This is a genomic window from Novosphingobium sp. PhB55, from assembly GCF_004368805.1.
GTDB lineage: Bacteria > Pseudomonadota > Alphaproteobacteria > Sphingomonadales > Sphingomonadaceae > Novosphingobium.
The window spans coordinates 42674-68303 of sequence record NZ_SODQ01000014.1 but is presented as its reverse complement, the minus strand read 5'-3'; the positions used below and the strand labels follow the sequence as shown (position 1 = coordinate 68303).

The window sequence follows — 25630 nt, the reverse complement described above, 5'->3', positions numbered from 1 at the left end:
TAATGATCCGTGCCCATGCGGTTCGGGCAGGAAGTACAAGCGCTGCTGCGCAGCCTAAGCGGTTAGCGTCAAGGCCGGGTTCCGTCGGCGCTTACGGTTCTTCAACTCGAAATCTCGTTGCAGACATCTATCAACGCGGCAAATCAGGTTGGGGATCTGCAACCGACGACGGTCGTTTCCTATGAGACCAATATCGAGAATATTCTCGACGGCCTCTAGCCGACTGAGCTTGTGAAGTTTGGGTTGAGTGCGTGTTTCGGAAAGTCCCGGACCGGCATTTCGCTAAGTCCCGGACAGTTGCGCGGTTGGTCAATGAGTGCACCGGTTCAGCATGAACGTTCCAGCAAGCAGAGCTTGGAGACACCATGCCGAGACGGAAGCAACCGAGACGAGCGGACGTGACATCAGATCGATATTGCGGCTGACCCACGAAATTGGGCTTTCGGTGTACGAGGTGTCGTGGCGGCTTAGGCTGAGCAAGTCGACCGTTTCGACTTACCTGCTGCGGGCGCGTGAGGCAGGGTTGGACAGAAGGCCGATGCCGGAGGGCTGCGCCGATGATGCGGTGCTGGAGCGCAAACTCTTCCGGCAAATGGCGCACGCGCGAGCGCCGTCATCTACAGCCTGATGCTGACTTGCCGCGCCCGCGGCGTCGAGCCCCTCGCGTGGCTACGCCACGTCCTCACTGAACTCCCCCGCCGCCCCTAGCACGCCGATCTCGACGATCTGCTGCCATTCTACTTCAAAAGGCACGCCTGACCGCCCCCGAGGCTGCGGTGTGCTGTCCAGCCCCAATTATGATGGCCGCCCCGCCACCGTAAGCGCCGCGCTATGAAATACCCGCTTACCGTTGATAAACTAATGAAATTGAGTCGGCACCAAAAAAAGAAAGCCGAGCCGGAGCGGCATGTGATCACCCTTTACTACTATTGAGTCACGGTCGCAGCGAGTAGAAGTTAAAACGTCCTCCCGGCCAAATTGAACTCAAGGAAGCATTACTCGCCATATCGGGGGGCGCCTCCCGAGGCTAACGTCGCATAAAGCGCATTCGCATGCCCAGTTCTGCTTCGACCTTAAATAGTTTTACGCTCTAAATTTTCAGTACGGCCGTCCCGATATTTTACCCCGCGGTACCCCTTACGGAGTTTCGCTGTGATGTCTGGTCCAAGAGCCTCTAGCCAATGAATGGCGGAGTTTTTCATGCGCTGTAGAAGATTGGCGGGCGCTGACTGGAAAACGAGTTCGCGGTAAACCTCGAGTGCTTCTCCCGGGCTTATGATGGGCCCCTCACCAATAGACGCTCCGAAGTATGTGTTGATGAGCCGCTCGCCTGGAGACAGACGACCTTTCTCGATCAGCATGTTTGTAAGAAGCCACGACAATCTCATTTTGCTGTCAACTCGATAGGTTTTGTTATGCCGCTTTACTCGCACTAAATCCGCGACATCGTCGATGATCAAAAAGCAGTCGGCCGCGAGTCGGCCTCTCAGCGTGGCTAGGTCCCTATCAATCCTTCCGTCCGCGTCGAGCATCAGTACCGAGATTTTTTCGTCCTTTGGGAGGGCGCTGAAACCATCGTAAAGATCTCTTGGCGTAACGGTGACGAAGTCGCGGACGCCGTATCTGGAAAGATTTTCTTCGATACGCCCTAGCCTCTCCGGCGTTGTATTGATTGATCTCCGCGGCCCTCCGGTCATGGGATCGAAACTGAACACATGACCGGGTTTGCCAGATGCCTTTAACCCCAATGCAAGTGCCACGGTAGCAGCCCCCATAGCGGTGCCTACTTCGACGATGGTTCCCCCGCGCAAGCCCACCTTGTAAATCCGCTCATAAACATGAGCGGCCAGCATTCCGTCGCACGTTTCAATAAGGTCGGCAAAGGTTTCAGCATTTTTATTCATAGATATAGCACCCCATCAAGGCGCACCATCTACGGGTTGGACTTGATTTCAAATGATCTCTGTGGTCGTAGACCAAAATTTCCTCGCCAAGCTATCTTCAGCGAGAGGCACAGGCCAGCTGATGTTATAGGAACTGCAGACCCACTCAGACTTTGAGCTGGGGTGACTTGATCATTGAGGAAGCTGCGCCAGTATAGCTTGGCCTCCGACAGCCAATGCTTGCGCCAAGCACTCGGTGATCACTGTCTCGTTTGGATTGTCCACTCGTCTGCACCAGGGTGGGGTAGACTCCATGGAATGCTGAAGATGGCCAGCTAGTGCTGGGGCATGCCCCGTCGCCAGCTTCTCTCAGGCGCCCTCAACCGCCCGGATCCTGTCTGCGTAGGAAAACATGAACTACCTCCATGGTGGTCCGGGATTTCGTCCGCATCGCCCCCGTCGTCATTGAAAACTGACCCCTCCGATAGGAGGCAGGACAGATGAGCAAGGATGATGCGAGGTTCGCGGCCCGCCCCGGCGCCTTGCGCGTCGCCAGCCCATCGGGGCCGTCCGCGTTGAACCGCAGCACCCAGTCCCGCACGATCTGCAGCGTGACGCCAGCAACCTTGCCGCTTCGCTCCGGCTCCCGCCGTCCAGTATCAGCGCACTGCCAACAGCCGCCGAACCTGATCGACATCACCGCTTCGCCGCGCAAACCGACGTAAATCCGCCGGTGTGTAGTCAGATCGAACACCAATCGCTGCCGCCATCGCAAGCCTCCACGTGCCTGCAACGTCGAATCAGATTTTCAGCGACTTGGGAATCCCCCACGTGGGTCAGCCTCAGCGCACCTTGGTATAAGGGGATTCTTTCCGATATCGCTTGATAGCTTCATCCCGGCCGACCTGAATGATTTCCCATGTGAGACGCTATTTTGTCAGGCGCCTCACCACAGCGATCTCAACAAAAAAAATCCGGACTGCGACCGCTTCATCATCTGCTTCCTAAAATGCATTTATCGCCAAAAAAGTTTGGCGCTGCGGGTGGCGGAGCTTCTGCCAACTGGCCCTAGAATGGGCTTGCATTCAAGAAGGAAGAAAACATGGCGTTTTCGGTTAACACCAATGCTGGCGCAATGGCCGCTCTCCAGAGCCTCAATGCGACCAACAAGGGCATGAACACGGTGCAGAGCCGCATCAACACCGGCTTCAATGTCGCTTCGACCAAGGACGATTCGGCAAAGTACACGGTTGCCCAGACGCTTCGTGGCGACCTCGGCAAGCTGAGCGCAGTCACCACTTCGCTCAACAACGCTAAGAGCGTCACCGACACGGCTGTCGCCGGTGCCGAACAGATCTCGGACATCCTCAATCAGATGAAGTCCAAGACTCTGGAGGCCTCGGACAAGGGCCTCGACCAGGAAAGCCGTACTGCAATCTCGAAGGATCTGACTGCTCTCAAGAAGCAGATCAACACGATCATCGAAGGCTCGGACTTCAACGGCACCAACCTGTTGAAAGGCACATCGACCACCGTCGATACCGACGGTAAGGTCAGCGCTCTTCAGTCGATCTCGGGTACCGAGACGCTGCAGGTCAAAAACCAAGCGTTCACCGACCTGGCAGAAACCGCGTTCGGCGACGGCACCACGGACGACTTCATCGCCAACCTTGCGGAGGATGATGATCTGACGGACGCCACGACGATTGCGGCGACCGGCTCCGGCGCTGCCTCGACGCTCTCGGGCAAACTCGACACGTTCTTCGACGCAGTCAAGTCCAGCCTCAGCGAACTCGGTTCGGCTTCGCGCCAGATCGAAGGACAGCTGTCGTTCAACAGCAAGCTGACCGACGTGGTCACTGCCGGCGTGGGCAACCTCGTCGACGCTGACCTCGCCAAGGAATCGGCGAAGCTTCAGGCCCTTCAGGTCCAGCAGCAGCTGGGCGTGCAGGCTCTGTCGATCGCCAACCAGGCGCCGCAGACGATCCTGTCACTCTTCCGTTAATCGGAAGTTCGATGGTCTCCCGGTTCGCCGGGAGACAGGTCGTCTGGAAGGCCGGGATGGTTCGCCATCCCGGCCTTCTGTCGTTTCGGGAACCATGAAACGGGGTTAGGCCGAAGACGCACCGGAAGCCTTCCTGAGATCGCGGCCGCAATTCATCGAGCGCCGCAGCCACGCAGGCCGTCTTCACGGCGGTTTCGCAAGGAATTCCACGCCTCCCACGCCCGCGATTTGCCCGTCGATCTATAATAAAAATGGCGCGCCCACGGCGGGACCGACCCCCCAAGCAGGAACTGGACTACAAATGCTTGAATTTCTGAACAATTGGCGTTTGCCCAAGAAATTGTGGGCTGCCTTTTCGATCATCAACATCATGATCGCCATCGTCGGCATCAACGGCTTCCTTTCGACCCGCGAGCTGAAGTCCGTGGCCGAGGCGCATGTCTCGCGCGGGATGGCCGGCATGTCGGGGCTCACCGACGTGATCAGCAACGTCAAGGAGCTGCGGATCATCGTCTACAGCTACTATAACGCCGCTTCCGCCGCCGACGCCCAGAACCTGCGCGACCGCCTGAAGTCCGGGGATGAGGACCTGCTGAAGTCGGTCGAAGCCTACAAGGTCATCGGCGACGAAGCCTTCGCTGCCGAAACCGCCGACCTGCGCACGCGCGCCCTGGCGCTCACCCAGGTCAACGACCGGATCTTCGCCCTGCGCACCGCCGGCGACAACGACGGCGCCATGGCGCTCATCAAGGGCGACGGCAAGAAGGCCTCGCACGACATGATCGAGCAGACCGACAAGCTGATCGAACTGACCCGAGAACGCGTTGCCGCCAAGGCCGAAGACGGCGCCCAGACCGCCCGGACCGCCATGATCCTCTGCGTGACGCTGGCGCTCGGCGCGATGGCGCTCATCGTCTTCATCTGGCTGCTCATCAACCGCTCGGTCGCCGCACCGATGAGCCGCATCGCCCAGGTCACCTCGACGCTCGCCGAAGGCGGCAAGGCCGAAGTCCCCTACCGCGAGCGCGGCGATGAAATCGGTGAGATCGCCGAGGCTGTCGAACAGTTCCGCGCCGCCGCCGAAAGCCGCGCCGAAGTGGACGCCAAGGGTGCCCGCGAACAGGAACTGGTCACGTCCACCTTGCGCTCCAGCCTCCAGGCCATCAGCGAAGGCGACCTGACCCAGACCATCAATGCCGACTTCCCGCCCGCCTACGGCGAACTGAAGAGCAACTTCAACTCCGCCGTCGGCGCCCTGCGCGACCTGATCGGCGCCGTAGCCGAAAGCGCCGTGGCCATCCGCACCGGCTCCAGCGAAATCGCCCAGGCGTCGGAAGACCTGGCCCGCCGCACCGAGAGCAACGCCGCCAGCCTTGAGGAAACCTCCGCCGCCATCACCCAGATGGACGAACGCCTGCGCGCCACCGCCGCCGCCGCCGGTCGCACCGTCCAGCGCGCCGATGGAGCGATGAACGTGGTCGGCTCGGGCCGTGAGATCGCCGACGAGGCCGTGCAGGCCATGGGCCGCGTCAGCGAAAGCGCCAAGGGCATCGACTCGGTGATCGAAGGTCTCGACAAGATCGCCTTCCAGACCCGCGTGCTGGCCATGAACGCCGCCGTCGAAGCAGGGCGTGCCGGCGATGCCGGTCGCGGCTTCGCAGTCGTGGCCGATCTCGTCTCGGCGCTCGCCATGCGCTCGGAAGAGGAAGCCAAGCGCGCCCGCGAACAGCTCACCGCCACCCAGACCGACATCGGCACTGCCGTGGAAGCGGTGCAGCGCGTCGACGGCGCCCTGCAGAACATCTCGGGCGACGTCACCGAAGTGCACTCGCTGCTGAGCGACATCGCCAGCGACAACCAGGCGCAGTCCTCGACGATCACCGAGATCAGCGCGACGATCGGCACGATGGACCAAGCCACGCAGCAGAACGCGGCGATGGTCGAGGAAACCTCGGCCGCGGCACGCAACCTCAACAGCGAGGTCACCTCGCTTTCGGATCGTGCCTCCATGTTCCGCACCGGACACGAAGGCATGCGCGCGCCGGTCCGTACGGTTGCAGCAGCCTCGTTCGCCCCTGCTCAGCCGATGCAGCCGGCAGCGATCCGCAAGCCTATGAAAGCGCTCGCCACGGCGGATGACTGGATGGACTTCTAAACTAAAAGAAAGCTAGCGAACCGGACAGAATGAAAAGAGATTTGAACGGGAACGCGGTCCCGGCTGAAAAATCTCGGTTCCGTTTCCGGAAGATCTGCGCGCGTCCTATTATAGATATTCGGAAGAAGACCCGAAAATGAGGCACAGAACATGGCACTTCGTCTAACTTTGAAAAAGGGTGAGCCCGTAATCGTCAATGGGGTAGTCCTCCGCACCATGTCACGCACAGATCTCCTGGTCGAAACGGAAGCTACTGTGCTTCGCGGTCGCGAAGTGATGAAACCGGAAGAGGCCACGACGCCCGCGCGGAAGCTCTATTTTGCCTGCATGATGGCCTATATCGATCCCATCCATCTTGAAAAGCACCAGCAGACGCTCCTCCAGCAGTTACGAGCTTTGATCGAAGCGTTCGAAGCGCCGGAAGCAAAAGCCGTTTGTGTTCGATTTGCCGAGAATGTAGCGGCCGGCAGCTTCTTCAAGGCCTTAGCAGATTGCAAATGGATCATCGGCTATGAGACTGAGGCTCTTTGCAGAGGAACATAAAGCTTTGCGATCGGGCTAAAGTCGTCTGTCGTGATGTTATCGGCGAATCCGCACGCACCGAACTCACGACCGACCACTCATCGCCGGTAGCCCGCCGCATCCGGCGCCTAACGCGTCATTTCACCCACCAAATCGCGTAAAGTTCGTTCCCTAGAGCGACTTTAAGAGCAATTATTGATGGCCACTAGACGTGACTCGAGGAATGCGAACGAAAATTTGGCCCTCGCGAAGGTCGATCATGTATTCCTACGCAGAAAGGCTTCGGGTCATTTCTCATACCATTCTGTGAACCGCCCCGGGATTGCCGGAGGCCAGTTTTCTTAAATTAGGCAGCCAGTGGGACGTCGTCCAGCATGGCGTAGTAGTGTTGCTCGGCTTCGACGGGCGGGATGTTTCCGATCAGCTCCAGCAGGCGCCTATTGTTAAACCAGTCGACCCATTCCAGCGTGGCGTATTCGACGGCTTCGAACGAGCGCCAAGGTCCTCGGCGGTGGATCACTTCAGCTTTGTAGAGGCCGTTGATCGTTTCGGCCAAAGCGTTGTCGTAGCTGTCGCCGACGCTGCCGACGGATGGCTCGATGCCGGCTTCAGCGAGACGTTCGGTGTACTTGATGGACACGTATTGCGAACCGCGGTCGCTATGATGGACCAGGCCACCTCGATGAACGGGCCGTCGGTCGTGGATAGCCTGCTCCAGCGCATCCAGCACAAAGCTGGCGTGCGCCGTCCTGCTTACGCGCCAACCCACGATGTAACGGGCGTAGGCGTCGATCACGAAGGCGACATAGACGAACCCTGCCCAGGTCGCGACATAGGTGAAGTCGGAAACCCAAAGCATGTTCGGCGCCGGAGCATGAAACTGGCGGTTGACCTGATCGAGCGGGCATGGCGCCGCCTTGTCCGAGACCGTGGTGCGCACCGGCTTCGCGCGTCGGGATCGAAGCTTGCACCCGCACGTTATGCCATCCGCGTTCGAGCCAAGCGTCCTACTTCTCCGGATATGAGGCGAGTGTGGACGTGTGAGGCGGAAAGGACATGTCATTCATGAAGGCGTTCTCCGATTTGCAAACGGTGCATGCGCCGATTTCAGAGCGCCGACGCCATGCCGGTTTGCCAAAGGGAGAGCGAATTAATCGATCCGGGAAAAGTGCGGTCTTCCAAAAGGTTAACGGACCGCTTGAAGTAGCCTTTCATGCTCAATCAGGCTGTGCCTTCACTTGACGAGGACCTGCTCGGCTCAGGACTTTGAGGTCGCCACCTCTGGCGAAGAGCGCGCGATCGCATTTTCCTCCCGCTCGAACAGGTTCTCGCAGAATTCTTCGGTATTGCCGCGTGAGCGAGACGGGAAGCCTTCCAGCGCTGCGGTGTTGGGGATGCGGAAAGCTCGTCTAGCGACTCGGCGTCGACACGTCACCGGTGACGAGGTCATGGCCTGCGCCATAGCCCACCGCTGCTTTGCCGAGTGTATCGAACCGACCCCAGGGTTTGCTGAGCGGCCAGTCTGCGGTGGGAATGAAGCGCAACAGGCGAGGTGTCCGCTGGGCTGAGGGCGGCTCAGTTTGTAACCCCCTGAGGGTGTCCGGCGAAACGGGGGCCGGATCAGATTTGTAGGCGGCACTGCTACAGCCGTCAATGTCACGGAGACGAAGTACACCATAAGAGCTCTGATCAGTGCTCGTTCCGGCGCACATTCCTCCTCATTACTTGATGTGAATTTTTCAGGCATTGGTAGTGCGATGTTAGCAATTTGGTGCAATGACCTATCTAAATAATTGTATGAACACTAGGAAATGCTTTAGAATTAGGGTTCGAGTAGCAGATTACGATGAAATCCATACCGCACACATGATCGAATGGATTCTTCTCGGAGCATTGGGGCTGCTCGCCAAAGCTGGGGGCGATTCCACTTCCGGAAGTGGTTCGGGAGACCGGTCGTCTTCGCCATCACCCAAGAAACCGGTCGATCACGAGCGCATATATACCGAGTGGCGCTCGCAGTGGGAGCCACTGGTTGATAAGTCCAAATGGATACCGCGTGGTCGCGCAGCACGCATCGTCGCCCGGTTTCCGCCGCCCGAGGATGCTTGGCCTTCCTATTCGCTGACGGCGTTCGGGCTCAGTCCGGAAGCGCGCCTCCAGAGGGAGTTCGCGGCCCATAATATCGCCTTTCTCGCCAAGAGGAAGGCGGGATTGAGCCAGTTTTTCGAGTCGATCGAGAAAAGCCCGCTGACCGACGAACAGATGGATGCCTGTATCTGTATGGACGATGCGCTGCAGATAGTGGCCGCCGCCGGATCGGGCAAGACGTCAACGATGGTGGCAAAGGCAGGATATGTTCTCGAAGCGGGGCTGGCAGAACCCGAACAGATCCTGCTGCTCGCCTTCAACCGGGACGCCGCCAAGGAGCTTGGGCAGCGGGTGCGCACTCGCCTCAGCGGCTATGACCGTTCTGCAAACATCACGGCCGAGACGTTCCACGAGTTCGGTCGCAAGGTGATCGCCAAAGCGACGGGCCGCAAGCCGTCTGTGGCCTCCTGGGTTGGGTCCCCCCGGCAGGAAGTGGCGATGATCGTCGCCATCGTGGATGAGCTGCGCCGGGTATCGCCGGGCTTTGGCGAGGAATGGGACGTGTTCCGCACCGTTTACGGGCGAGACATCGGTGACATTGAAGACCTGTCCGATCAGCGTGAAGAAGTATCAGAGCGCGGTGTCATTCAGACCGCCCGAGGCGAATTCGTGAAGAGCCAGGAAGAGCGGATGATCGCGGACTGGCTGTTCTATCGCCATGTCGATTACGAGTATGAGCGGCCCCACGAGCACGATACGGCCACCGAAACTCATGGGCAGTATCGGCCGGACTTCTATTATCCCGGGATCGAGCTCTATCATGAACATTTCGCGCTCGATGCAAGGGGCAATCCGCCTGTGCATTTCGAAGGCGATTACGCTGGTGGCGTGGCCTGGAAGCGCGCCCTTCATGAACGTCTGGGCACCGAGCTATTCGAGACGACGTCCCATGGCCTGCGTCGCGGTGCGGACCTTGGCTTGCTTGAGAGGGCACTGTGCGAACGTGGTGTGGAGCTGCGGCACGACCCCGAGCGCAGGGGGAAGGGCCCCGGTCCTATCAGTACCCAAGAGCTTGCTGATCTGATCCGCACCTTCCAGCAGCACGTGAAGGGAGGCGGCGTTACCTCTTCCGAATTGCACGATGCTATCGCCGCTGGACGAGAGGGGATCCATACCGCTCGCTTGTCACGATTCGTCTCGCTCTATGATCGGATTGCCGAAAAATGGGAGCAGCGCCTGCGGGATGCCGGAAGCATCGATTTTGACGACATGCTTCTCCAGGCCGTCAGCCTCATTCAATCCGACGAATATAAGAGCCCCTTCAAGATCATTCTCGCGGATGAGTTCCAGGACAGTTCGCGCGTCCGGGTGAAGCTGCTTAAGTCATTGCTGACGCGGGCCGGTGATGACGGGCACCTGTGTGTCGTCGGGGATGACTGGCAAGGCATCAATCGGTTCGCCGGCGCAGACCTTTCAGTGATGACGGAATTTTCCGGGATTTTTACGCATTCCTCGCAGCTCAAACTCACCACTACGTTCCGCTGCCCGGCCGCCCTGTGCGATGTGTCGAGTGCCTTCGTCAGCGCCAATCCGCGCCAGTTCGAAAAGACCGTGCAGACGACCAACACACACGAAGGGCCGGCGCTGGTCATAACCGCGTGCCCGTCGCCGGATCGCGCGCGCGAACTGCTCGAACAGGAACTGGAGCGCATGCATTACCAAGCTTCGTCGGGGAGATTGGAAATGTCCGGCGGCCGCCGGATAGATGTCCTGCTGCTCGGGCGATATAATCACGACGAACCAGGTCTGCTGGAGCAGTGGCGCGGACGCTTCAAGGATTTGCTCGACATCCGGTTCCGTACTGTACACCGAGCAAAGGGGCTTGAAGCCGACTTCGTGATGCTCCTCAACGTGGTGGAGGACAGGCTCGGTTTTCCTAACCAGTCGGTCGATGATCCGGTGCTGCAGCTCGCGATGCCTCGCCCCGAGACCTTTCCCATGGCTGAGGAACGGCGGCTATTCTACGTCGCGATGACGCGAGCGCGCAGACAGCTGAGGATTTACACTTCTACGTCCGCGCCCTCCCGCTTCCTTGTGGAAATGGCCAGGGCCGGTCACGTCACCATCCGGCGGGATCGTGGGGCCCGGCAGATGGGGGCCGAGGCTGCGACCTCCGCGCGACGGATCAGGCTCGACAAGCCCATGGGTGCTGAGGAACTCTGTCCGACTTGTCAGACAGGCAGGATGAAGATCCGGCCCGTCCGCTACAATGCCTTCGTGGGCTGCTCGCGCTATCCCGATTGCCTGACAACGGCGCCCTTGCTTTCATCCGGCCCGGCGATGGGGCGGGTCGCGGACTGACAGGCGGTAACAGGGCGATCAGATTAGGCTGGGGTGATCCGCCACTGCCACATATCCGGCGGGTCTGCTGCTCTTCACGATCTCACCGTCGCCCATTAGGCGGACCAGCCACGCCTTGGCCTGGGCTTTTTCGACGCCGAGTTCCTGCGCTATCTCTGCGTCCTTCTTCACGTTAGTGAGCAGGGGCAGGATTATCATGCGGACGGTGGTAAAGAGCAGGTCTGCAGGGCTTTGCTGGACAATCACCGGGTTCGACGTCGGAGGGGCGACGGGATCGCTTTGGGGCTTGTCTTCGTCCGCAGCGGACGGCGCTACCGGTTGCGGATCCTCAGCCATCTGGAGCAGCGGAAGTTCCGGCGAAGGGGCCTCGGGCGTGGCACTGGCATCAAACACACGCTGAAGTTCATCTGGATTCCGCGGCTCAGGCCAGTCGCGGGCGCCCTTGTTGCGCAGCGCGTCTAGCCCAGCGGAAGGCGAGCCGTTTACCCGAACATAAACGGGGACTAATCGCAGCTTGTTGAGCTGCTCCAGAGCTCCGTCCCGGGTTCCCCCTCTGACCGGATCTGCATCAATCACCAGCGCGGCATCGGACAAGGCGTAGATCAGTTTGTTGCGGGCCATCGCCGCCCAAGGCTGGAACCTTGCGCTGGGATCAAAAGGGGAGCACAAAACGAGCTGTCCGTTTATCAGGGGATCGCGATTAGCACGCTTCAGCACCCCTCGCTCAAGGTCGCCCGATAGGATGCCGATAGACCGGCCTCCTGCATTCAGTGCCGCATCCATGGCGGTCTGGTCCACGCCACGAGCGCCGCCGGATACGATGGGCACGCCGGCATCGGCGCAAAGCGCTCCCGCTGCGGTCGTGTAATCCATTAGCGCCTGATCCCTGTCGGCGTCTCGGCTGCCGACAACGGCGAGCCCTCCCGCCTCCAGCAGAGCACCATTGCCGCAACCATAAAGTATGGGCGGCGCATCCTTCTTCAGGCGGTCCTTCAGTCGTCGTGGATAGGTGGGATCGGCACGGCTGACGACCCAGATCGCCTGTGCCTGCCATCGCTCGACGACTTGCCCGAGCAAGAAGCCACGGTTTAACAGGCCGTAGAGCCGCGCGGTCTCGATCACGCTGGCGCAATCTTTCAATAGCGTATCCGAGCTTGGCAGCAGCAGGTCGGCCGGCTCACGCTCCAATTCCCCCAACCGTTTGGCCAGCTTGTTGTACTCGCCGAGCGACAGCACCTTTTCCCGCTCTCCGCCACCCTTCGCGAGCAGGGGCCCCGTCAGCAGTAGTATTGCTTTGGCATTGGAAGATAGGGAATGCATCAATCGTCGTGCCCTGTCTGGGAAAGCGCCATCGGCCACACCGCGCCGCTGCCCGCTCGGCGCAGCAGCCATGCGGCCACCGTGAATGTCCAGCGGGAATCGACCATGTCGTCAAGTAGGATCAACGGCCCTTGTGGCACGGCTTGGCCATTGAGGGCCAGTGACCCGTCGATATTCCGCGCCTGTTGCGTGCTGTTCTTCATCGTTTTCTGCTCGGGCCTGTCATCGGCCTTGGCCAGAACGGCATGGAACGGCAGCTGCAGCGCCCGCGCCAGGCGCTCGGCGAAATCCGGCACAAGGTCCGGATGGCGTAACGACGGTATGCACGAAACCCAGGTCGGGCGGGGCCGGGGGCTCCATTCGCGCAGCATCGTCACGCAGGCGTCCACTAGTTCGTCGGCAAAGCAACCATCCTGATATTTGCCTCGCCGGACCAAAGCGCCCCAGCCAGCGTCACCCCAGACGCACAGGGCGCGTCCTGGCTGTGCGATGAGAGCGTCGCCGATCCAGCCTTTCACCCCGTATTTCGGCATCCCGCCCTGCGGCCATTGAAGGCGCGGAGCTATCGGCAGGTTGATCCGACGCAGGAAATCAATGGCCTCCTGCACCAGATCCGGGCGGGTCTCGGTTGGGAGCGGGGCAAGCGGTGGGGCGCCGACGCCATCGGGATCGCCGTCCAGGGCATCGATCAGAAATCTCATATGCTCTCCGAACGGCAATCTCGCATATGCCTGCATCTGACGGTGCTCCGCCCGCCGCAGGTCCGTTAACCGTTCGGCCCGCTCCCAGAACTTTTCGCTCAGGGCAGCGGCAGTCAGCTGCCATCGCGTGCCTTGCTTGACGACGGGCGCCGGCGTCTCCAGTGATAGCAGGGACATCGTCTTCTCGATCCGCCCCTTGCTCAGGTTGACGCGGCCCAACAGCTGCGGGATCGACAGGCCATCCTCCTCGTCCTCCAGCGCACCCAGCACCTCGGCTACTTCCGCACGCGTGGGGAAGGCGCTGCGGATGAACCACTCGGTGATGTCGGTTTCCTCCTGTCCGCTGAGGAGTACACCATGCGCGGCATCCAGAGCTCGGCCCGCGCGGCCAACCTGCTGATAATAGGCCACCACCGATCCGGGCATCTGATAGTGGATGACGAAGGCCAGGTCCGGCTTATCATAACCCATGCCCAGCGCAGTGGTCGCTACCAGGGCCTTTACGCGATTGTCCAGCAGCGCCTGCTCGAGAACTTCTCGCCGATCGCCGGTTTCACCGGTATAGGCCTCCACGTCGTGGCCGCGGCTCTTCAGCCACGATGCTACCTGATGAGCGTCGCGCACGGTGAGAGCGTAGATGATGCCGTGCCCTTCAAGCGTCTCCAGCCTTTCGGCGAGCCATGCCAGGCGCTCTGCCTGGCTGGGCATGCGGATGGTCTGCAGCGCGAGCGAACTGCGATTGAGCTCGCCGCGCGAGACTCCGAGGTTCGGCCCGAGCACGCTGACCAGATCGGCCATGACGCGATCGTTCGCCGTGGCAGTCGTCGCGAGGAGGCGCATGTTGTGCGGCATGGCACGTAGGATCCGCTCCAGCAGGCGGTAATGCGGCCGGAAATCATGGCCCCAGTCGGAAATGCAGTGCGCCTCATCGACGACTAGCAACGCTATGCGCGCCGCGATGGGGGCAAGGACATGGGCCCGAAAGTGCTCGTTGGCGAGGCGTTCGGGTGAAATCAGCAGAATGTCGACTTCGCCGGAGATGACGCTGGCTGCCACCTGTTCCCAATCATCCCGATTGTCTGAATTAATCGTAGCAGCGCGAACGCCCATGCGCCGGGCCGCTACGATTTGGTTGCGCATTAGCGCAAGCAGCGGCGATATGAGGAGGGCTGGGCCGCCGCCCTGTTCTCGCAGCAGTTTCGTCGCGATGAAGTAGACGAAGCTCTTGCCCCATCCGGTCTTCTGCACGACGAGCAGGCGGCCAAGCCCATCGACGATGTGCCGAATCGCATCTTCCTGACCATCTCGGAAATGCGCGTCGTTGTTTCCAGTGCCTGAGCGCAGCAGTTGAAGAGCGCGTTGAGGGTCATACGGCATTCCGAATATCAAACCTTCCTGGAATGGCCGCAGCTGGGCGCATTGCCGCTTTTCAGATCGTGTCGGGAAACCTTGTAAGAAGAGGCAACGCTCAATCGAATGTCCCGCACTGGCCGATTGCATCCGCCTTGCTTGCCGCGCTGACCGTTCCGCGCAGTTCACAGCCTTGCCGGAGGTATCGGGCTCTGCGCCAGGTGTTGCCCTTCGCGCCGTAGACCAGACGGATTCCGAGCCCGATGACGGTGATAACGAGGACGGCCATCGCGATGGGTTCGGGCATTTCGCCGGCGTCGCGGCCTCTCTCAAGTCCGTTAGAGGCCACATTGAGAATGAGCTCGATGGGTAGCATGATCAACGCGGCCAGAAAGAATCCGCTGCACAGCGACCAGAACGAGCCGAAGAAGAACGCGGGCCAGCACCATCCGTTCTTCACTGCGCCCAATTTTCCCTTCGGGCTCGAATAAACATTAAATTCCTTCAAAATATCCCCCCTATCTCAATCACAATATTTAATGCCCGCATTCATTAAGTGTGTGAACAATTACAGGCACGACATTCTATATAGCAGCGCGCGTTTAGAACCCGCCATGCCCCAGGATTTCTTTCAGTACGGTGTCAATCTGATCGGCCAAGGCATCGACGGAGCCGGCGATCCTGATCGCATAGGTCTCGAAGAGCTCGTTGAGGAAGCCGCGGTACTCGAGTGATCTCGGACAGGCCTGGGCTGATGGCGATAAGCGCCGGCTTCCTGCCGTCGAGTGAGAAAAGCATCGCGCGCGCGTCAGGTCTGAAAGTTCGAGCACATATGCGAACTCGGCGGCCAAGCGATCACGGGAGCTGAAGACGGATTGCCAGGCGACTTCCAGCTGACGAGCATGCTCTGCCGTGTCCACGACGAGCTTGCGGTCAGGGAAGGCGCGACTGATCGCGTCACGAGTGGCGTGCGTGGAAACGCCTAGCAGAGCAAACGGATTGCTCCGCACATCGAAACTCAACAGAACCCCCCTCAGCTCGAGCCGCCGTTCCTGAATAGCGCTTTAATTAAAAACGATGAATAGGATAATTAGTTAATTTCGCCAGCAATTTCCAAATTGTAATCGGAGGCGATCCTATCGGAGCAAGACCTGCCCGACTGCCGCATCAACGGGTGGATGGCAGACTGATTGCTGTACGAATACCCGGAAGTTTTACGGAAACGTCGCAGCGGGGGTCTGGGTAGCGACCGAAGCTCAATCCTTTTGGAATTCGGCGTGAATGGCTCCGGTTTTAGGGCTTGCCGTAAAGGCTGAGGAAGGCCTCGCTCGTTCAGCGCCTGCACCGCCCGGCCGACGCTCAACCCCTTCGGCCTGCAGGGCTTCCACCCGTGACCGGCTGCCGCGGCGCGCGTCCCTTTTTGAGGAAGCTCACCTATCGCACGGTTTGCTGTCACCTCCGCAGCTTTCGGTCGATCCGGGAAAACTCTAGTCTTTCAAAAGGTTAATGTGTCAGGCCAACCGAGCCCGGTTCCCTTCGACATGACGGAACGCGCGTTCCCGACAGGTCAGAAGGATCACCTGCATCCGCTCCGACGCTTCCACGATCAGGTCGGTCATCGCATCGAGGCGGACATCGTCGGAATAGACCAACGGGTCGTCAAGGATCAGCGAGACCGGTCGGCCTTCCTCCAGAAGCATATCCGCGAAGGCCAGGCGAGTGAGAATCGCCAGCTGTTCCTGCGTGCCCTTTGACAGTTGCTCGCAGGCCTCCTCCACGCCGGCGCGGCGGAGCGCTGAAAGGCCGAGATCGTCGGCGAACGCAGGCTCTGCGCCGGGCAGGATGCGGCCGACATGGCGAGCGGCGCGAGTGGCGACGGGACCGGTTATCGAACGCGCAGTTTCTACCTGCGCCTCCATCAAGGTCTCGCGCAGCAGTTTGAGAGTTTCGGCCTCCTCGCCGATGCGGACGAGAGCCGAGCGAGCGGCTTTGTCCTCTTCGCGCGCGGCGGAGGCATGTTCTGCGAGACCCTTGCCGCCGTCGCTCTCCACCTGCGCTTCGAGGCGGGCGATGCGGGCCTGCAACTCGCCCCGGCTTTCCTCGGTCGCTCGGCGACGTGCGGCGAGCGCTTCAAGACGGCGGGCCAGTTTGGTCTCATCGAAGGCGCGGGCGTTGGCATCGGCCTTCGATGTCGCGCGCTGCACCCTGCAGCGGTTGATGCGAGATCTTGGTCTGCAAGGGGTGATCCGCGGCAAGCCGGTGCGCACCACGGTCTCGGACAAGGCGGCGCCATGCCCCCTCGATCAGGTCAACCGCCAGTTTCATGCTCCGGCGCCGAACATGCTTTGGGTTTCCGACTTCACCTATGTCGCGACCTGGGCAGGGTTCGTCTATGTCGCCTTCGTGATCGACGCCTACGCCCGTTAAATCGTGGGTTGGCGCGTAAGCAGGACGGCGCACGCCAGCTTTGTGCTGGATGCGCTGGAGCAGGCTATCCACGACCGACGGCCCGTTCATCGAGGTGGCCTGGTCCATCATAGCGACCGCGGTTCGCAATACGTGTCCATCAAGTACACCGAACGTCTCGCTGAAGCCGGCATCGAGCCATCCGTCGGCAGCGTCGGCGACAGCTACGACAACGCTTTGGCCGAAACGATCAACGGCCTCTACAAAGCTGAAGTGATCCACCGCCGAGGACCTTGGCGCTCGTTCGAAGCCGTCGAATACGCCACGCTGGAATGGGTCGACTGGTTTAACAATAGGCGCCTGCTGGAGCCGATCGGAAACATCCCGCCCGTCGAAGCCGAGCAACGCTACTACGCCATGCTGGACGACGTCCCACTGGCTGCCTAATTTAAGAAAACTGGCCTCCGGCAATCCCGGGGCGGTTCACTGCGGTGTGGCTGACTCACTACCGAAACCCAAGGTCACGGGAATCTTGCCCAACGGCGCGGGTTAGTACGATGGGCGCAGCGATTGGCTTGGGGGACGATTTTGACGGAGTCTCTTCACCGATTATTACGAAAAACAAAGAGCACGAAACGGGCCCGTCGCCTTCTGGCACTGGCCGAGATTTACGATGGCGAAAGCCATACATCGGCGGCGCGGATTGACCGCGTCAGGCTTCAGATTGTGCGGGACTGGGTGACCCGGTTCAATGCCCGTGGACCCGACGGCCTGCTCGATGGCAAGACGCCCGGGGTCGTTCGCGGCTCAACGATGCTCACCGGCAGGCGCTGGTCGTGATCGTCGAGCAAGCCCCGATTTCGGCAATCCATTGCGTATGAAGAACTCGCCTCAGGCTGTCTGGGTTAGCACGTCGTTCACCTCCGCGATATGAATGAAGCGTTGGAGCGCATCGTCAGGCCTGCTGTGACGATCAACGAACTTGACATCTCAACGCCGCGATCAGGCAGAAATAGAGGGCCGAAGCGACGCTGACGCCATCAAACCACCGTCGCCAGCCTCGAGCTGGCCCAATGCCCAATAGATGGGGTGTCCATCTCACTGATCCATGACCAGCGCGCCTGCGTGCACATGGCTCGGCGCCTTTACGCTACCTACCGAGTTCACCCGTGTGTCGGGTCGGATCAGCGATTACCAATCAACAATCTCTTGGAAGCTTCCACTCAAGGAGCAATCGGAAGCCGTGAGATTGATGGTTTGTTTCTCGACCTGCACCAACGGGCGGGAGAGCCCCATTCCGGGGAAAATTACACTGTAGTTGCCAGCGACGGCACGACGTCGTCTGACTGGCTTGCTCAGCGAAACAGAAACCGTGAGCGCGACTGGTTAGGCGCAGAAAAGCGGCGAAGAGGGACTGCTAAGACCTCTTCGCCGCTTCGGGTACTCCGCAAAAGGGGAGACACCGCCTTCTGCGAAATCTGTTTCGGACCGCCCGCTAACAGGCGGTCCGAGAGTAGTCAATTAGGTCGGAGTAGTAGGCGTGGTGCCGCTGCCGGAGTCAGCCTTGTCCGTGCCTTCCTTCATCTTGTCGGTCGCGGTGGTGAATGTGCCCGAAAGCTGATCACCCAGCCCCTGCATGGCGGCGATAGCTGCAACTGCGATGAGGGCGGCGATCAACCCGTATTCGATGGCGGTAGCGCCCTCTTCGTTACGGCGAAGCTTCTTGAGAAAACGCATCAAAGTCTCCAATGTACCCCCGAGTTTGCGTTGACGCGCTCGGTGACCTTCATTTCCCATAAGAGACTTAAAAATAGGTGAACGATCTTGCTTGCGTGCTTCTTTCATATGGGCACGTAGACTGGCGATAAGTATACCCAACCAAGTCTACAGATCTGGCGATGGTCTCAATCCTGCTCATTCGGCGTAAAATACTGCATATAGATCTTACTTGTTTATTCAAATAATGCGTGGAAAGACGTGTTAATTCAGAGTAACAATAAAAATATGATAGTAGAATTCTTTGATGTCCGGTAGCGTATATTTGCCTGATGAATTAGCTTTTCTTGGGTGAATGGTCGTTAGGCTTCTTTATCCGCCGGATGGTCGATGGTTTTTTTAGAAATAAAGACTTCGGGAATGTGGATGTGTTAGCTTGCCGAATGGAAATTTGACTTCAAATTTGTTGATCAATGGCTACCAGCAAAAGCGATCGAGTATTTATCGGCTTGCGCATTCAATTTCCGTGTGGAAAAAACGTGCCCAAAATAAAAGAGCCGTTCAGAAGGGCGAACGGCGCCGAACGAGGATCGCAGACAGACGGTTTACGACACTCCGCCGGAGCGATAAATGTGACAGGGATGGCTAAGCGCATCACTTGTTTCTTAAAAGATATTAGGTTCAGTCCAACCTTGCATACGAAAAAGCCTCCCTTCGGAAGAAGGGAGTTTTTTAAGAGCCTAATCAGAAAGTAAATCGAGTGGTATAAGCAGGTTGGTCGGACGATTTGGCCTGTCGGTGATTCATAGGTTGATGCAGCCGGGAACGGCTTATTTATCATCGGTTACTCGGAACGAGCCAAGCTTTTCTTCACTTTGAGCCGAAGCTGAGTGCGTTGCCTTCCGCCCGGCAGGCTGCTCGTGAAAACTACTCCGTAACCGCAATCGCGAAAAAACGAGATTGGTCACGGAAATTTCCGCGCAGTTTGGTTTCGTTTGGCACGAGCAACGCTTGTTGCCCTCACACCCTTTCTGGGGCCGTTTAAAATATCTGAAACATGGAAAGCTACTTTTCCTTGCTGGGGAAGCTTGCCTAAAGTCTGCATATCTTAATTTGGCGCAACGAAAGCGTCGCACGGACACTGAAGCTGGACGAGCGAATTTGCAATTTCGCTTTCTCCGTCGCCCAGCTTCAAATTAATTGCCCGGCTTTGAAGCGGAGGCCGCTGATTAAAGCTACCTGATGGCGGGAGACGCCGATGCCGCTATCTACGTCATCGTGGCCGTAGTTGCCGTAGTCACTGTAGCGGTATTCGATACGAGCGAAAGTCGACTGCGTGACCGCGACTTCCGCTCCTGCGCCGAGCCGAAAACCATCAAGATTATCGTGATCTTTGTACTTCTCGCCTTCGTAGCGGATGCTAAGGTTGGCCCGTGAATTGGTGTAGCCGCCCTTGGCATAAAGCAATACGCTGGGGAAAACATGGAAGCCGATGCGCGCGCCGACATAGAGATCGCGGCCCGCCGAAAGCTTCCAGCGGTCGTCGGCAAACAGCAGATTGTCATAGCTCTGGTTGGTTGTCGCGCCGGTGATCTCGCCTTCAACGCCTACGACTACAGGACCAGTGTCATAATCGTAACCAAGCGTTGCGCCATACAGAAAGCCGCCTTTGCTTTCGTCCAGATCATCGTAGCTGAGATTGGTGCTGTCGTAGCCCACCACGACACCGGCCTTAACGCCGCTTGCGGTGGTAACGTCTTGCGCAAAAGCCGGTGAGGCGATCAGCGCGAGTGTCGCTGCTGCGATATGCTTTTTCAATGTAATTCCCCAAAAAAGTGCCGCCGAATGTCGGTGAGCGATCACCTATTATTTGAGGCCTGCAAATCAAGCTGAATGAGCTTGGATATTTATTAAAAAGTTCAGTTATTTCTGGTTGGCATCAAAATTCATGAACAATGGTCAAGATTAAAATTGACGATATCCCAATGTGATTAACCTCATTGCAGAATTTTAATCGAGATTATCTGATTGTGTTTCGCAACGGCCATGGCACTGCTGATTTAATATGCCGGCACCATGATCTTTCCGGAAGCTGCCGAATTTCGGCGCCGTACTGCCTTCGTGCCTGTAGGTATTTAGGCCGTTGCGCGGCCAAAGTGGATCAATCCGTGTCGCGCCATCTTAACGCCAAAAGCCCAGCGGCAGACGTTAGCCGGACCCATTTTAAGGGCGGCAAGTCAACGAGCGCCGGCCCTATTCGCTTCTTCTCGGCAATGCGTTCTTAGCAAAGCCGTCGTCTGAGTAATGATCGCGGCACGATGAATGTCCTTGGGTTTGAAGCGGCAGTCCCTTCGAGACCGGCTCGTGTCACTTTGACGCGTGACCACGATCTTTGCCATTGCGGCCCTTGCGGCGCGCTGCCTTCGGGTTGGCTCCCTCTTTAATCTCCGAGCTCTTGTCCTCCACTATTTCCATGGCAGCTTTTACCCTCATCCAACGCGCCGGATCAGAAACCTCCAAAAGGCGCTCACCAGCAGACCACTTATCCCGCCCAAGGATGTCGGCCGCGCGCTGCTCCGGCCAATGCCAGCTTTCCGGCACGCGGCGATCGATGATCGGTGGAACGAGATGTCCAAGGATAGTCCCCGCCACGAGGGCAACGCTGGCGGCAATGAGCAGCCATATTAGCTGTCTCTCTTCCTCCAAGGCAGAAGCCACGACACGGCCTATGGAATTGGCTGTCGCTTGCAGCTCGTTCTGCGCCTGCCGCCAAGCCGCATGATCTGCCTGACGCCCGTTCTTTCCCGCCGCCTCGATCTGATCCGCCATTTTTTGCGGAGTCAGCGCCATCGCCGGTTTCTGCATCAGCTGGTCAACAAAGCCGCGCACGGATTCAAACCGCGCGTCGATCCTGGCCAGTTCGGGGCTATAGTCGCGTCCGTGCACCTCCTGAAATTTGGCGGCAAGGCCGTCGATCGCGGCGGTTAGTCCTGCCAGGCGCTGGCCCATGGCTTCAAACGCAGCGGCAGGATCGAGCTCTTCGGGGGTCTGGTTCTGGGGCATCCAGCCAGCCTAAAGCCCGAGGCCGCGCGAACGCCAGCGGTCTACCCAACCCTGGATTTCCTGAGATAGCGATTTTTTCTCAAAGGATCCGAAGCCCATTTCGGCGCCGCGCTTGCGCAGACGCGACTCGAGTTCAGGGTCGCGGTGAAGGCTCTTGGCGAGGTGATCGATTCGCGCCATGGCCTGCTCTTCCCCGCGCGCGTTGCCCATCTTCTGCATGCGCATGAACTGCCGGGTCTGGGTCTGCCATTCGTTCACGAAGCGGTCGGCGCGCAGATCGGCCGCGATGCGGATCTCGCTTTCAGCCATCATCGCCTGGATAGCGCGGCGGGTCTGACCCTTGCCGGCTTCATCGGCGAGTTCAGGCTCTTTGCGGATCGCGGCATAGAGATCGCGCGCACCGTGCTCCTGCACGCGGTCGAGATTGTCGGCCGCCCTGGTCATCTCCTGATGCTGCAGACCGATCGGCTTCAGCCCTTGCTCACGCATCCTGAAGATATCCTGCGCCGCGCGCCCATAGCGCTGCACCGCGATCTCGAGCGGCGCAGCCTGCCGAACCTGCCCAGGCGCTTTCAGCCTGAGCCCGGCGAAGGGGTCGCGCCTCACAGCGATGGCGGGTTCCGGCTCGCGCTTCTTCTCGAAGGCGGGGCCGTAATCGGAGGCCATGTCCTTCGAGCGATCCCGGCTCAGCGTCCGCACCAGCTTCGCGCGGTCGGTAAAGTCGTCCTTGCCATAGTGCAGGTCGACCTCCGCCCGGTGGCGCGAGAGCGCCACGTAGGCACCGTGGCGATCCAGCCCGGGCGTCGCGAGCACCTGTACGCGGTCGACGGTCATGCCCTGTGCCTTGTGAATGGTCGCGGCGTAGCCGTGATCGACATCGGCATAGTCCTTGAGATCGAAGGCGACGGAGCGGCCGTCGTCGAGCATGACCGCCATGCTGAAGGGCGAGACACTGCGCAGTGTGCCCAGTGATCCGTTCTTCACGCCCATGCTGCGCTCGTTGCGGAAGAACATGATCCGGTCGCCCACCGCGAAGCTGCGCTCGCCGCGCTCGACCTTCAGCGTCACATCCTCGCCAAGCTCGCCGGCCTGCCGCAGGCGAGCGCGTGCTGCCTGGTTCAGCTCGCCGACTTCGTCGTTGGTATGGGTGAGGATGATCCGGCTGGCTTCGGGATGCGCCCGACGATCACGGTCCCATTGCCCGACCAGCGCCTCTCGCGCCGCACCGCGGGTCGGCGCATGATGGACATGCCCGGCTCGCTCGTAGGCTAGCAGCGCCTCGCCGGTCCGCCCGGTAGCCAGATCGCGCGTGGCCTGACGCTGCCACTCCTCACCCTGCCGGCGCACTTCCATGATTTCGACGCTGCCGTGCCGCTCGGCAATGCTGCGGAAGGCGGCCCCTGCCTCGATCGCCTGAAGCTGCTCGGGATCGCCGACGAGCACGACCTTGGCACCGCGCTTTTCCGCCTCGCGGATCACCCGCTCCATCTGCCGGGTGCCGACCATGCCGGCTTCATCAATGACCAGCACCGAGCGATCGCTCAGCAGCTCGCGCTCCTGCCCCCATTGCCGCTCCAGGCTGGCGATGGTGCGGCTGGCTATTCCAGAACCGCTTTCGAGGTTCTCCGCCGCGATCCCGGAGAGCGCGGCACCGTGCACCTCGTAACCTGCCGAGCGCCAGGCATCGTGCACCACGCCGAGCATCGCGCTCTTGCCGGTGCCGGCGTAGCCGATCACCGAGGAAAGCCCCCGGTTGTTGGTCACTTGCTCGAAAGCGCCGCGCTGCTCGCCTGAGAGGACAAGGCCGCGCGCTTCGGCGCGTGCGAGGGCCTTTTCCTGGATAGCGCGATTGACGCCGTGCCGCCGGCCGGCATCGAGCCTGATGGTGGCTTGCTCGAGCCGCTGTTCGGTCTCGATCATCGCGCGCGACGTGAAACGATCCTCGCCGCGCCCGTCCTTGCCCAGCGCGACTAGCTCGGGCGAGGAGCGAACCGCCCCCAGCACCTGGTCGAACTGCTCCTTGCCGTCGCTGTGCCGGTGGACGAACCTGGCAAGGTCACGGGTGGTGAAGGTCGCTTGGCAGTGCGTGATGGCATCGATTGCAATTGCCGGATTGGCGAGGATCTTTTCGCCGTTCGACCGCGCGATCGCGTGGTGCTCTTCGAGCCGCTCGCTTTCCAGCCCCTGTCCCGCCATGCGCGAGGCGGCGGGGCCGATCTTGTGCTGCGGTTCGAGGTCGATCCCTTGGGCTTCCAGCGAGCGATGATCGATCCGCGCGTCGATATCGAGTTCTGCCAGCCGCTGGTTGACGTGGATCTCCCAGGCTTCGCGCCAATGGGTGAGAAGCTCGGTGCGGTTCCACTCGCGCACCTTGGGCCCGAAACCCTCCTCACTCACTTCACGCATGCCGAGCATCACATGGGCATGGGGCTTGGGTTGGCCGTCTTCGCCGATATCCCAATGCACATTGAGATCGGCGACCATGCCGCGCGCCACGAACTCACGGCTGACGAAGTCACGCGCCAAACGAATGCCCTCGGCCTGGTCAAGCTCGCGGGGAATGGCGAACTCGACCTCGCGGCACAGCTGCGCGTCCTTGCGTTTCTCGGCCGCCTCGACGTCATTCCAGAGGCGCTCGCGCTCGAGCCACTGTTCGGGGGCGTTCTCGGGCAGCAGGATCTCCGAGTGGATGACACCCGCCTTGTTCGAAAAATCATGGTCGCGCTCAAGCCGCTCATCGTGCAGCCGCGAGGCGGAGCGATAGGCGGCGGCGGCCACGGCCGAAGAGCCGGCGGCGCGGGAAATGACTTTGGCCGAGAAATGGTAGATCGCCATGACGGCATACCATTTACACTGCAAAGAGCGCGTCGGCACGACGTATAAGCGCGCCCTCGAACGATTTCATCGCTCTCGGGAACACGAAATCCCAGAAGATTTCACGCTATTGTTTGGGCATGAGAGTCCCGATAACTGAACTGTCCGCCTCCATCAACGAAAGGACGGACAATGCGCAAACCCCGTGACTATGATGCCGAGCTCAAAGCCCTTACCGACAAGGCACGGCAACTTAAACTTCACAGGATCACTCAGCTCGGCGAGCTGGTAAATGCAACGGGCGCCGATGCCCTTGCCGCCGAGGTGCTGGCCGGCGCCTTGCTCGAGGCTGCCACCACGAGCGACACGGCCAGGAAGGAGGCGTGGCGGGGGCGCGGCGCCGCGTTCTTTTCTGCAGGCGGCAAAACCTCTGGCGCAGGAACTGGCAACAAGCCGCGCGGCGCTGCGGCGGAACCGGGCAGCACGCAATTGCCTCTTGGCGAGCCGGGCCCGGCATGACCGCCGCGCGTGGCAAGTGAAGCGGCGCGAACGCACCCGCCAGCTCATCGAACTCGGCGGGCTTGTCGTCAAAGCCGATCTGGTTGAGCTGACCGAAGACGACCGTGCCGTGATCCTCGGCCTGCTCGTCGAAGCTGCAGCCAGGCTGCGCGGCGAGGATCGCGACCAGGCGCTGACGCTATGGCGGCGGCGCGGGGTTCGGGCCTTTAGCGATCCGTTAGAGAGTTAGCGGCAAAACCAGGTTCGGCGCTTCCGCTTGCGCGCGCAGCCGCGCACCCTCGAGGGGCCGAACTGCGGGGTGGAAGAGCGATGTCAGAACGCAAGCCGTTTCGAGCGATTCCAATTGAGCGCGGCCGGCAGTTTCGGGAGCGTCGCCTCATTAGAAAGCGGCAGACGAATGTCGGTAAAATCTGCTCGTGGTTCATGCTCGCCGGGCTTGTAGGCGGGGGAGCTGGGTACCTCAGCCTGCACGCCGGTGACATCGGCAATGCCGCGGCGCGCCTGCTGCCGGAAGGCCGCTCCTCGGCCGCCCCTAACGGCTGGGTCTTCTATGCCGATTGCGACGCGGCGCGCGCGGCCGGCCAGGCGTCGATCCGGTTTGGAGGGCCGGGGTACTGCGCCGAGCTCGATGCAGAGAGATGGCACCGCTTGCGAGCCTTATCGCGGCCATCGTTCGCATCGTCGCAGGATGCGCTTCCACTTCTGACCGAAGTGCGAGCGCGACAGC

18 protein-coding genes and 5 pseudogenes are annotated in these 25630 nt (G+C 60.1%); 11 read left to right on the top strand and 12 right to left on the bottom strand.

Features of this window, described 5'->3' with window-relative positions:
• Window positions 1–365 precede the first annotated feature (365 nt).
• Window positions 366–586: pseudogene (locus EDF57_RS26145) on the top strand (IS21 family transposase); the annotation flags it as partial.
• Window positions 587–591: 5 nt separating this feature from the next.
• Window positions 592–708, top strand: a pseudogene (locus tag EDF57_RS24415) (transposase domain-containing protein); the annotation flags it as partial.
• A gap of 365 nt (window positions 709–1073) precedes the next feature.
• On the opposite strand, the gene EDF57_RS24410 reads toward EDF57_RS24415, so the two are convergent.
• Entirely contained in the window at window positions 1074–1904 is an 831-nt protein-coding gene (locus EDF57_RS24410; protein WP_134096251.1) for a class I SAM-dependent methyltransferase, read from the bottom strand.
• Window positions 1905–2415: 511 nt separating this feature from the next.
• Window positions 2416–2653, bottom strand: a pseudogene (locus EDF57_RS26140) (helix-turn-helix domain-containing protein); the annotation flags it as partial.
• A 332-nt stretch (window positions 2654–2985) separates the two neighbouring features.
• On the opposite strand from EDF57_RS26140, the gene EDF57_RS24400 reads away from it, so the two are divergent.
• The 3 genes from EDF57_RS24400 to EDF57_RS24390 all read left to right on the top strand — a co-directional run bounded on the left by EDF57_RS24400 (window position 2986) and on the right by EDF57_RS24390 (window position 6586).
• Window positions 2986–3888 carry a flagellin gene (locus tag EDF57_RS24400; protein WP_134096249.1) on the top strand — a complete coding sequence of 301 codons (903 nt, stop codon included), beginning with the start codon at window positions 2986–2988 and terminating at the stop codon, window positions 3886–3888.
• A gap of 301 nt (window positions 3889–4189) precedes the next feature.
• On the top strand, window positions 4190–6043 hold the full coding sequence (locus EDF57_RS24395) for a methyl-accepting chemotaxis protein (protein WP_134094033.1): 1854 nt from the start codon (window positions 4190–4192) through the stop codon (window positions 6041–6043).
• A gap of 150 nt (window positions 6044–6193) precedes the next feature.
• Window positions 6194–6586, top strand: coding sequence for a flagellar biosynthesis repressor FlbT (locus EDF57_RS24390; protein WP_134096248.1), 393 nt, complete (start codon window positions 6194–6196; stop codon window positions 6584–6586).
• Window positions 6587–6911: 325 nt separating this feature from the next.
• On the opposite strand, the pseudogene EDF57_RS24385 reads toward EDF57_RS24390, so the two are convergent.
• Window positions 6912–7529, bottom strand: a pseudogene (locus tag EDF57_RS24385) (IS3 family transposase); the annotation flags it as partial.
• A gap of 101 nt (window positions 7530–7630) precedes the next feature.
• On the opposite strand from EDF57_RS24385, the gene EDF57_RS25710 reads away from it, so the two are divergent.
• The gene (locus EDF57_RS25710) at window positions 7631–7807 is read left to right on the top strand and encodes a hypothetical protein (RefSeq protein ID WP_166675396.1); all 177 of its coding nucleotides are present in this window, start codon (window positions 7631–7633) and stop codon (window positions 7805–7807) included.
• Between the two features lie 624 nt (window positions 7808–8431).
• Window positions 8432–11014, top strand: a complete 2583-nt coding sequence (locus EDF57_RS24380) for a UvrD-helicase domain-containing protein (RefSeq protein ID WP_166675395.1) — start codon at window positions 8432–8434, stop codon at window positions 11012–11014.
• Window positions 11015–11032: 18 nt separating this feature from the next.
• Here EDF57_RS24380 and EDF57_RS24375 read toward each other — a convergent pair whose 3' ends face one another.
• From EDF57_RS24375 to EDF57_RS24355, 5 genes are all read right to left on the bottom strand, one after another.
• The gene (locus tag EDF57_RS24375) at window positions 11033–12406 is read right to left on the bottom strand and encodes a DNA-processing protein DprA (protein ID WP_208324955.1); all 1374 of its coding nucleotides are present in this window, start codon (window positions 12404–12406) and stop codon (window positions 11033–11035) included.
• On the bottom strand, window positions 12334–14412 hold the full coding sequence (locus tag EDF57_RS24370; protein WP_134096246.1) for a DEAD/DEAH box helicase: 2079 nt from the start codon (window positions 14410–14412) through the stop codon (window positions 12334–12336). The genes EDF57_RS24375 and EDF57_RS24370 overlap by 73 nt, the downstream gene beginning before the upstream one ends.
• 91 nt (window positions 14413–14503) lie before the next feature.
• Window positions 14504–14893, bottom strand: a complete 390-nt coding sequence (locus EDF57_RS24365; RefSeq protein WP_166675394.1) for a DUF2628 domain-containing protein — start codon at window positions 14891–14893, stop codon at window positions 14504–14506.
• Between the two features lie 94 nt (window positions 14894–14987).
• Complete coding sequence (locus EDF57_RS24360; RefSeq protein ID WP_134096244.1) at window positions 14988–15407, bottom strand: hypothetical protein; 420 nt, start codon at window positions 15405–15407, stop codon at window positions 14988–14990.
• A 489-nt stretch (window positions 15408–15896) separates the two neighbouring features.
• Window positions 15897–16589: a hypothetical protein gene (locus EDF57_RS24355; RefSeq protein WP_134096243.1), complete on the bottom strand. Its 693-nt coding sequence runs from the start codon at window positions 16587–16589 to the stop codon at window positions 15897–15899.
• Here EDF57_RS24355 and EDF57_RS24350 point away from each other — a divergent pair.
• A pseudogene (locus EDF57_RS24350) lies at window positions 16570–17238 on the top strand (IS3 family transposase); the annotation flags it as partial. The gene EDF57_RS24355 and the pseudogene EDF57_RS24350 sit on opposite strands and share 20 nt — an antisense overlap.
• A 141-nt stretch (window positions 17239–17379) precedes the next feature.
• Window positions 17380–17631, top strand: a complete 252-nt coding sequence (locus EDF57_RS24345; protein WP_208324954.1) for a helix-turn-helix domain-containing protein — start codon at window positions 17380–17382, stop codon at window positions 17629–17631.
• 681 nt (window positions 17632–18312) lie between these two features.
• Here EDF57_RS24345 and EDF57_RS24340 read toward each other — a convergent pair.
• The 4 genes from EDF57_RS24340 to traA form a co-directional block, all read right to left on the bottom strand.
• The gene (locus EDF57_RS24340; protein ID WP_134096260.1) at window positions 18313–18528 is read right to left on the bottom strand and encodes a Flp family type IVb pilin; all 216 of its coding nucleotides are present in this window, start codon (window positions 18526–18528) and stop codon (window positions 18313–18315) included.
• Between the two features lie 1170 nt (window positions 18529–19698).
• Window positions 19699–20325, bottom strand: a complete 627-nt coding sequence (locus tag EDF57_RS24335; RefSeq protein WP_134096241.1) for an outer membrane beta-barrel protein — start codon at window positions 20323–20325, stop codon at window positions 19699–19701.
• Window positions 20326–20874: 549 nt separating this feature from the next.
• A complete protein-coding gene (locus EDF57_RS24330; protein WP_134096240.1) occupies window positions 20875–21570 on the bottom strand; it encodes a DUF6118 family protein in 696 nt (231 codons plus the stop codon).
• 9 nt (window positions 21571–21579) lie between these two features.
• Complete coding sequence (traA, locus tag EDF57_RS24325) at window positions 21580–24405, bottom strand: Ti-type conjugative transfer relaxase TraA (protein ID WP_134096239.1); 2826 nt, start codon at window positions 24403–24405, stop codon at window positions 21580–21582.
• Window positions 24406–24576: 171 nt separating this feature from the next.
• On the opposite strand from traA, the gene EDF57_RS24320 reads away from it, so the two are divergent.
• Entirely contained in the window at window positions 24577–24903 is a 327-nt protein-coding gene (locus tag EDF57_RS24320; RefSeq protein ID WP_134096238.1) for a conjugal transfer protein TraD, read from the top strand.
• A 16-nt stretch (window positions 24904–24919) separates the two neighbouring features.
• Window positions 24920–25132 (top strand): conjugal transfer protein TraD, encoded by a 213-nt coding sequence (locus EDF57_RS25885; protein ID WP_134096237.1) that lies wholly within the window; start codon window positions 24920–24922, stop codon window positions 25130–25132.
• Window positions 25133–25630: the final 498 nt, after the last annotated feature.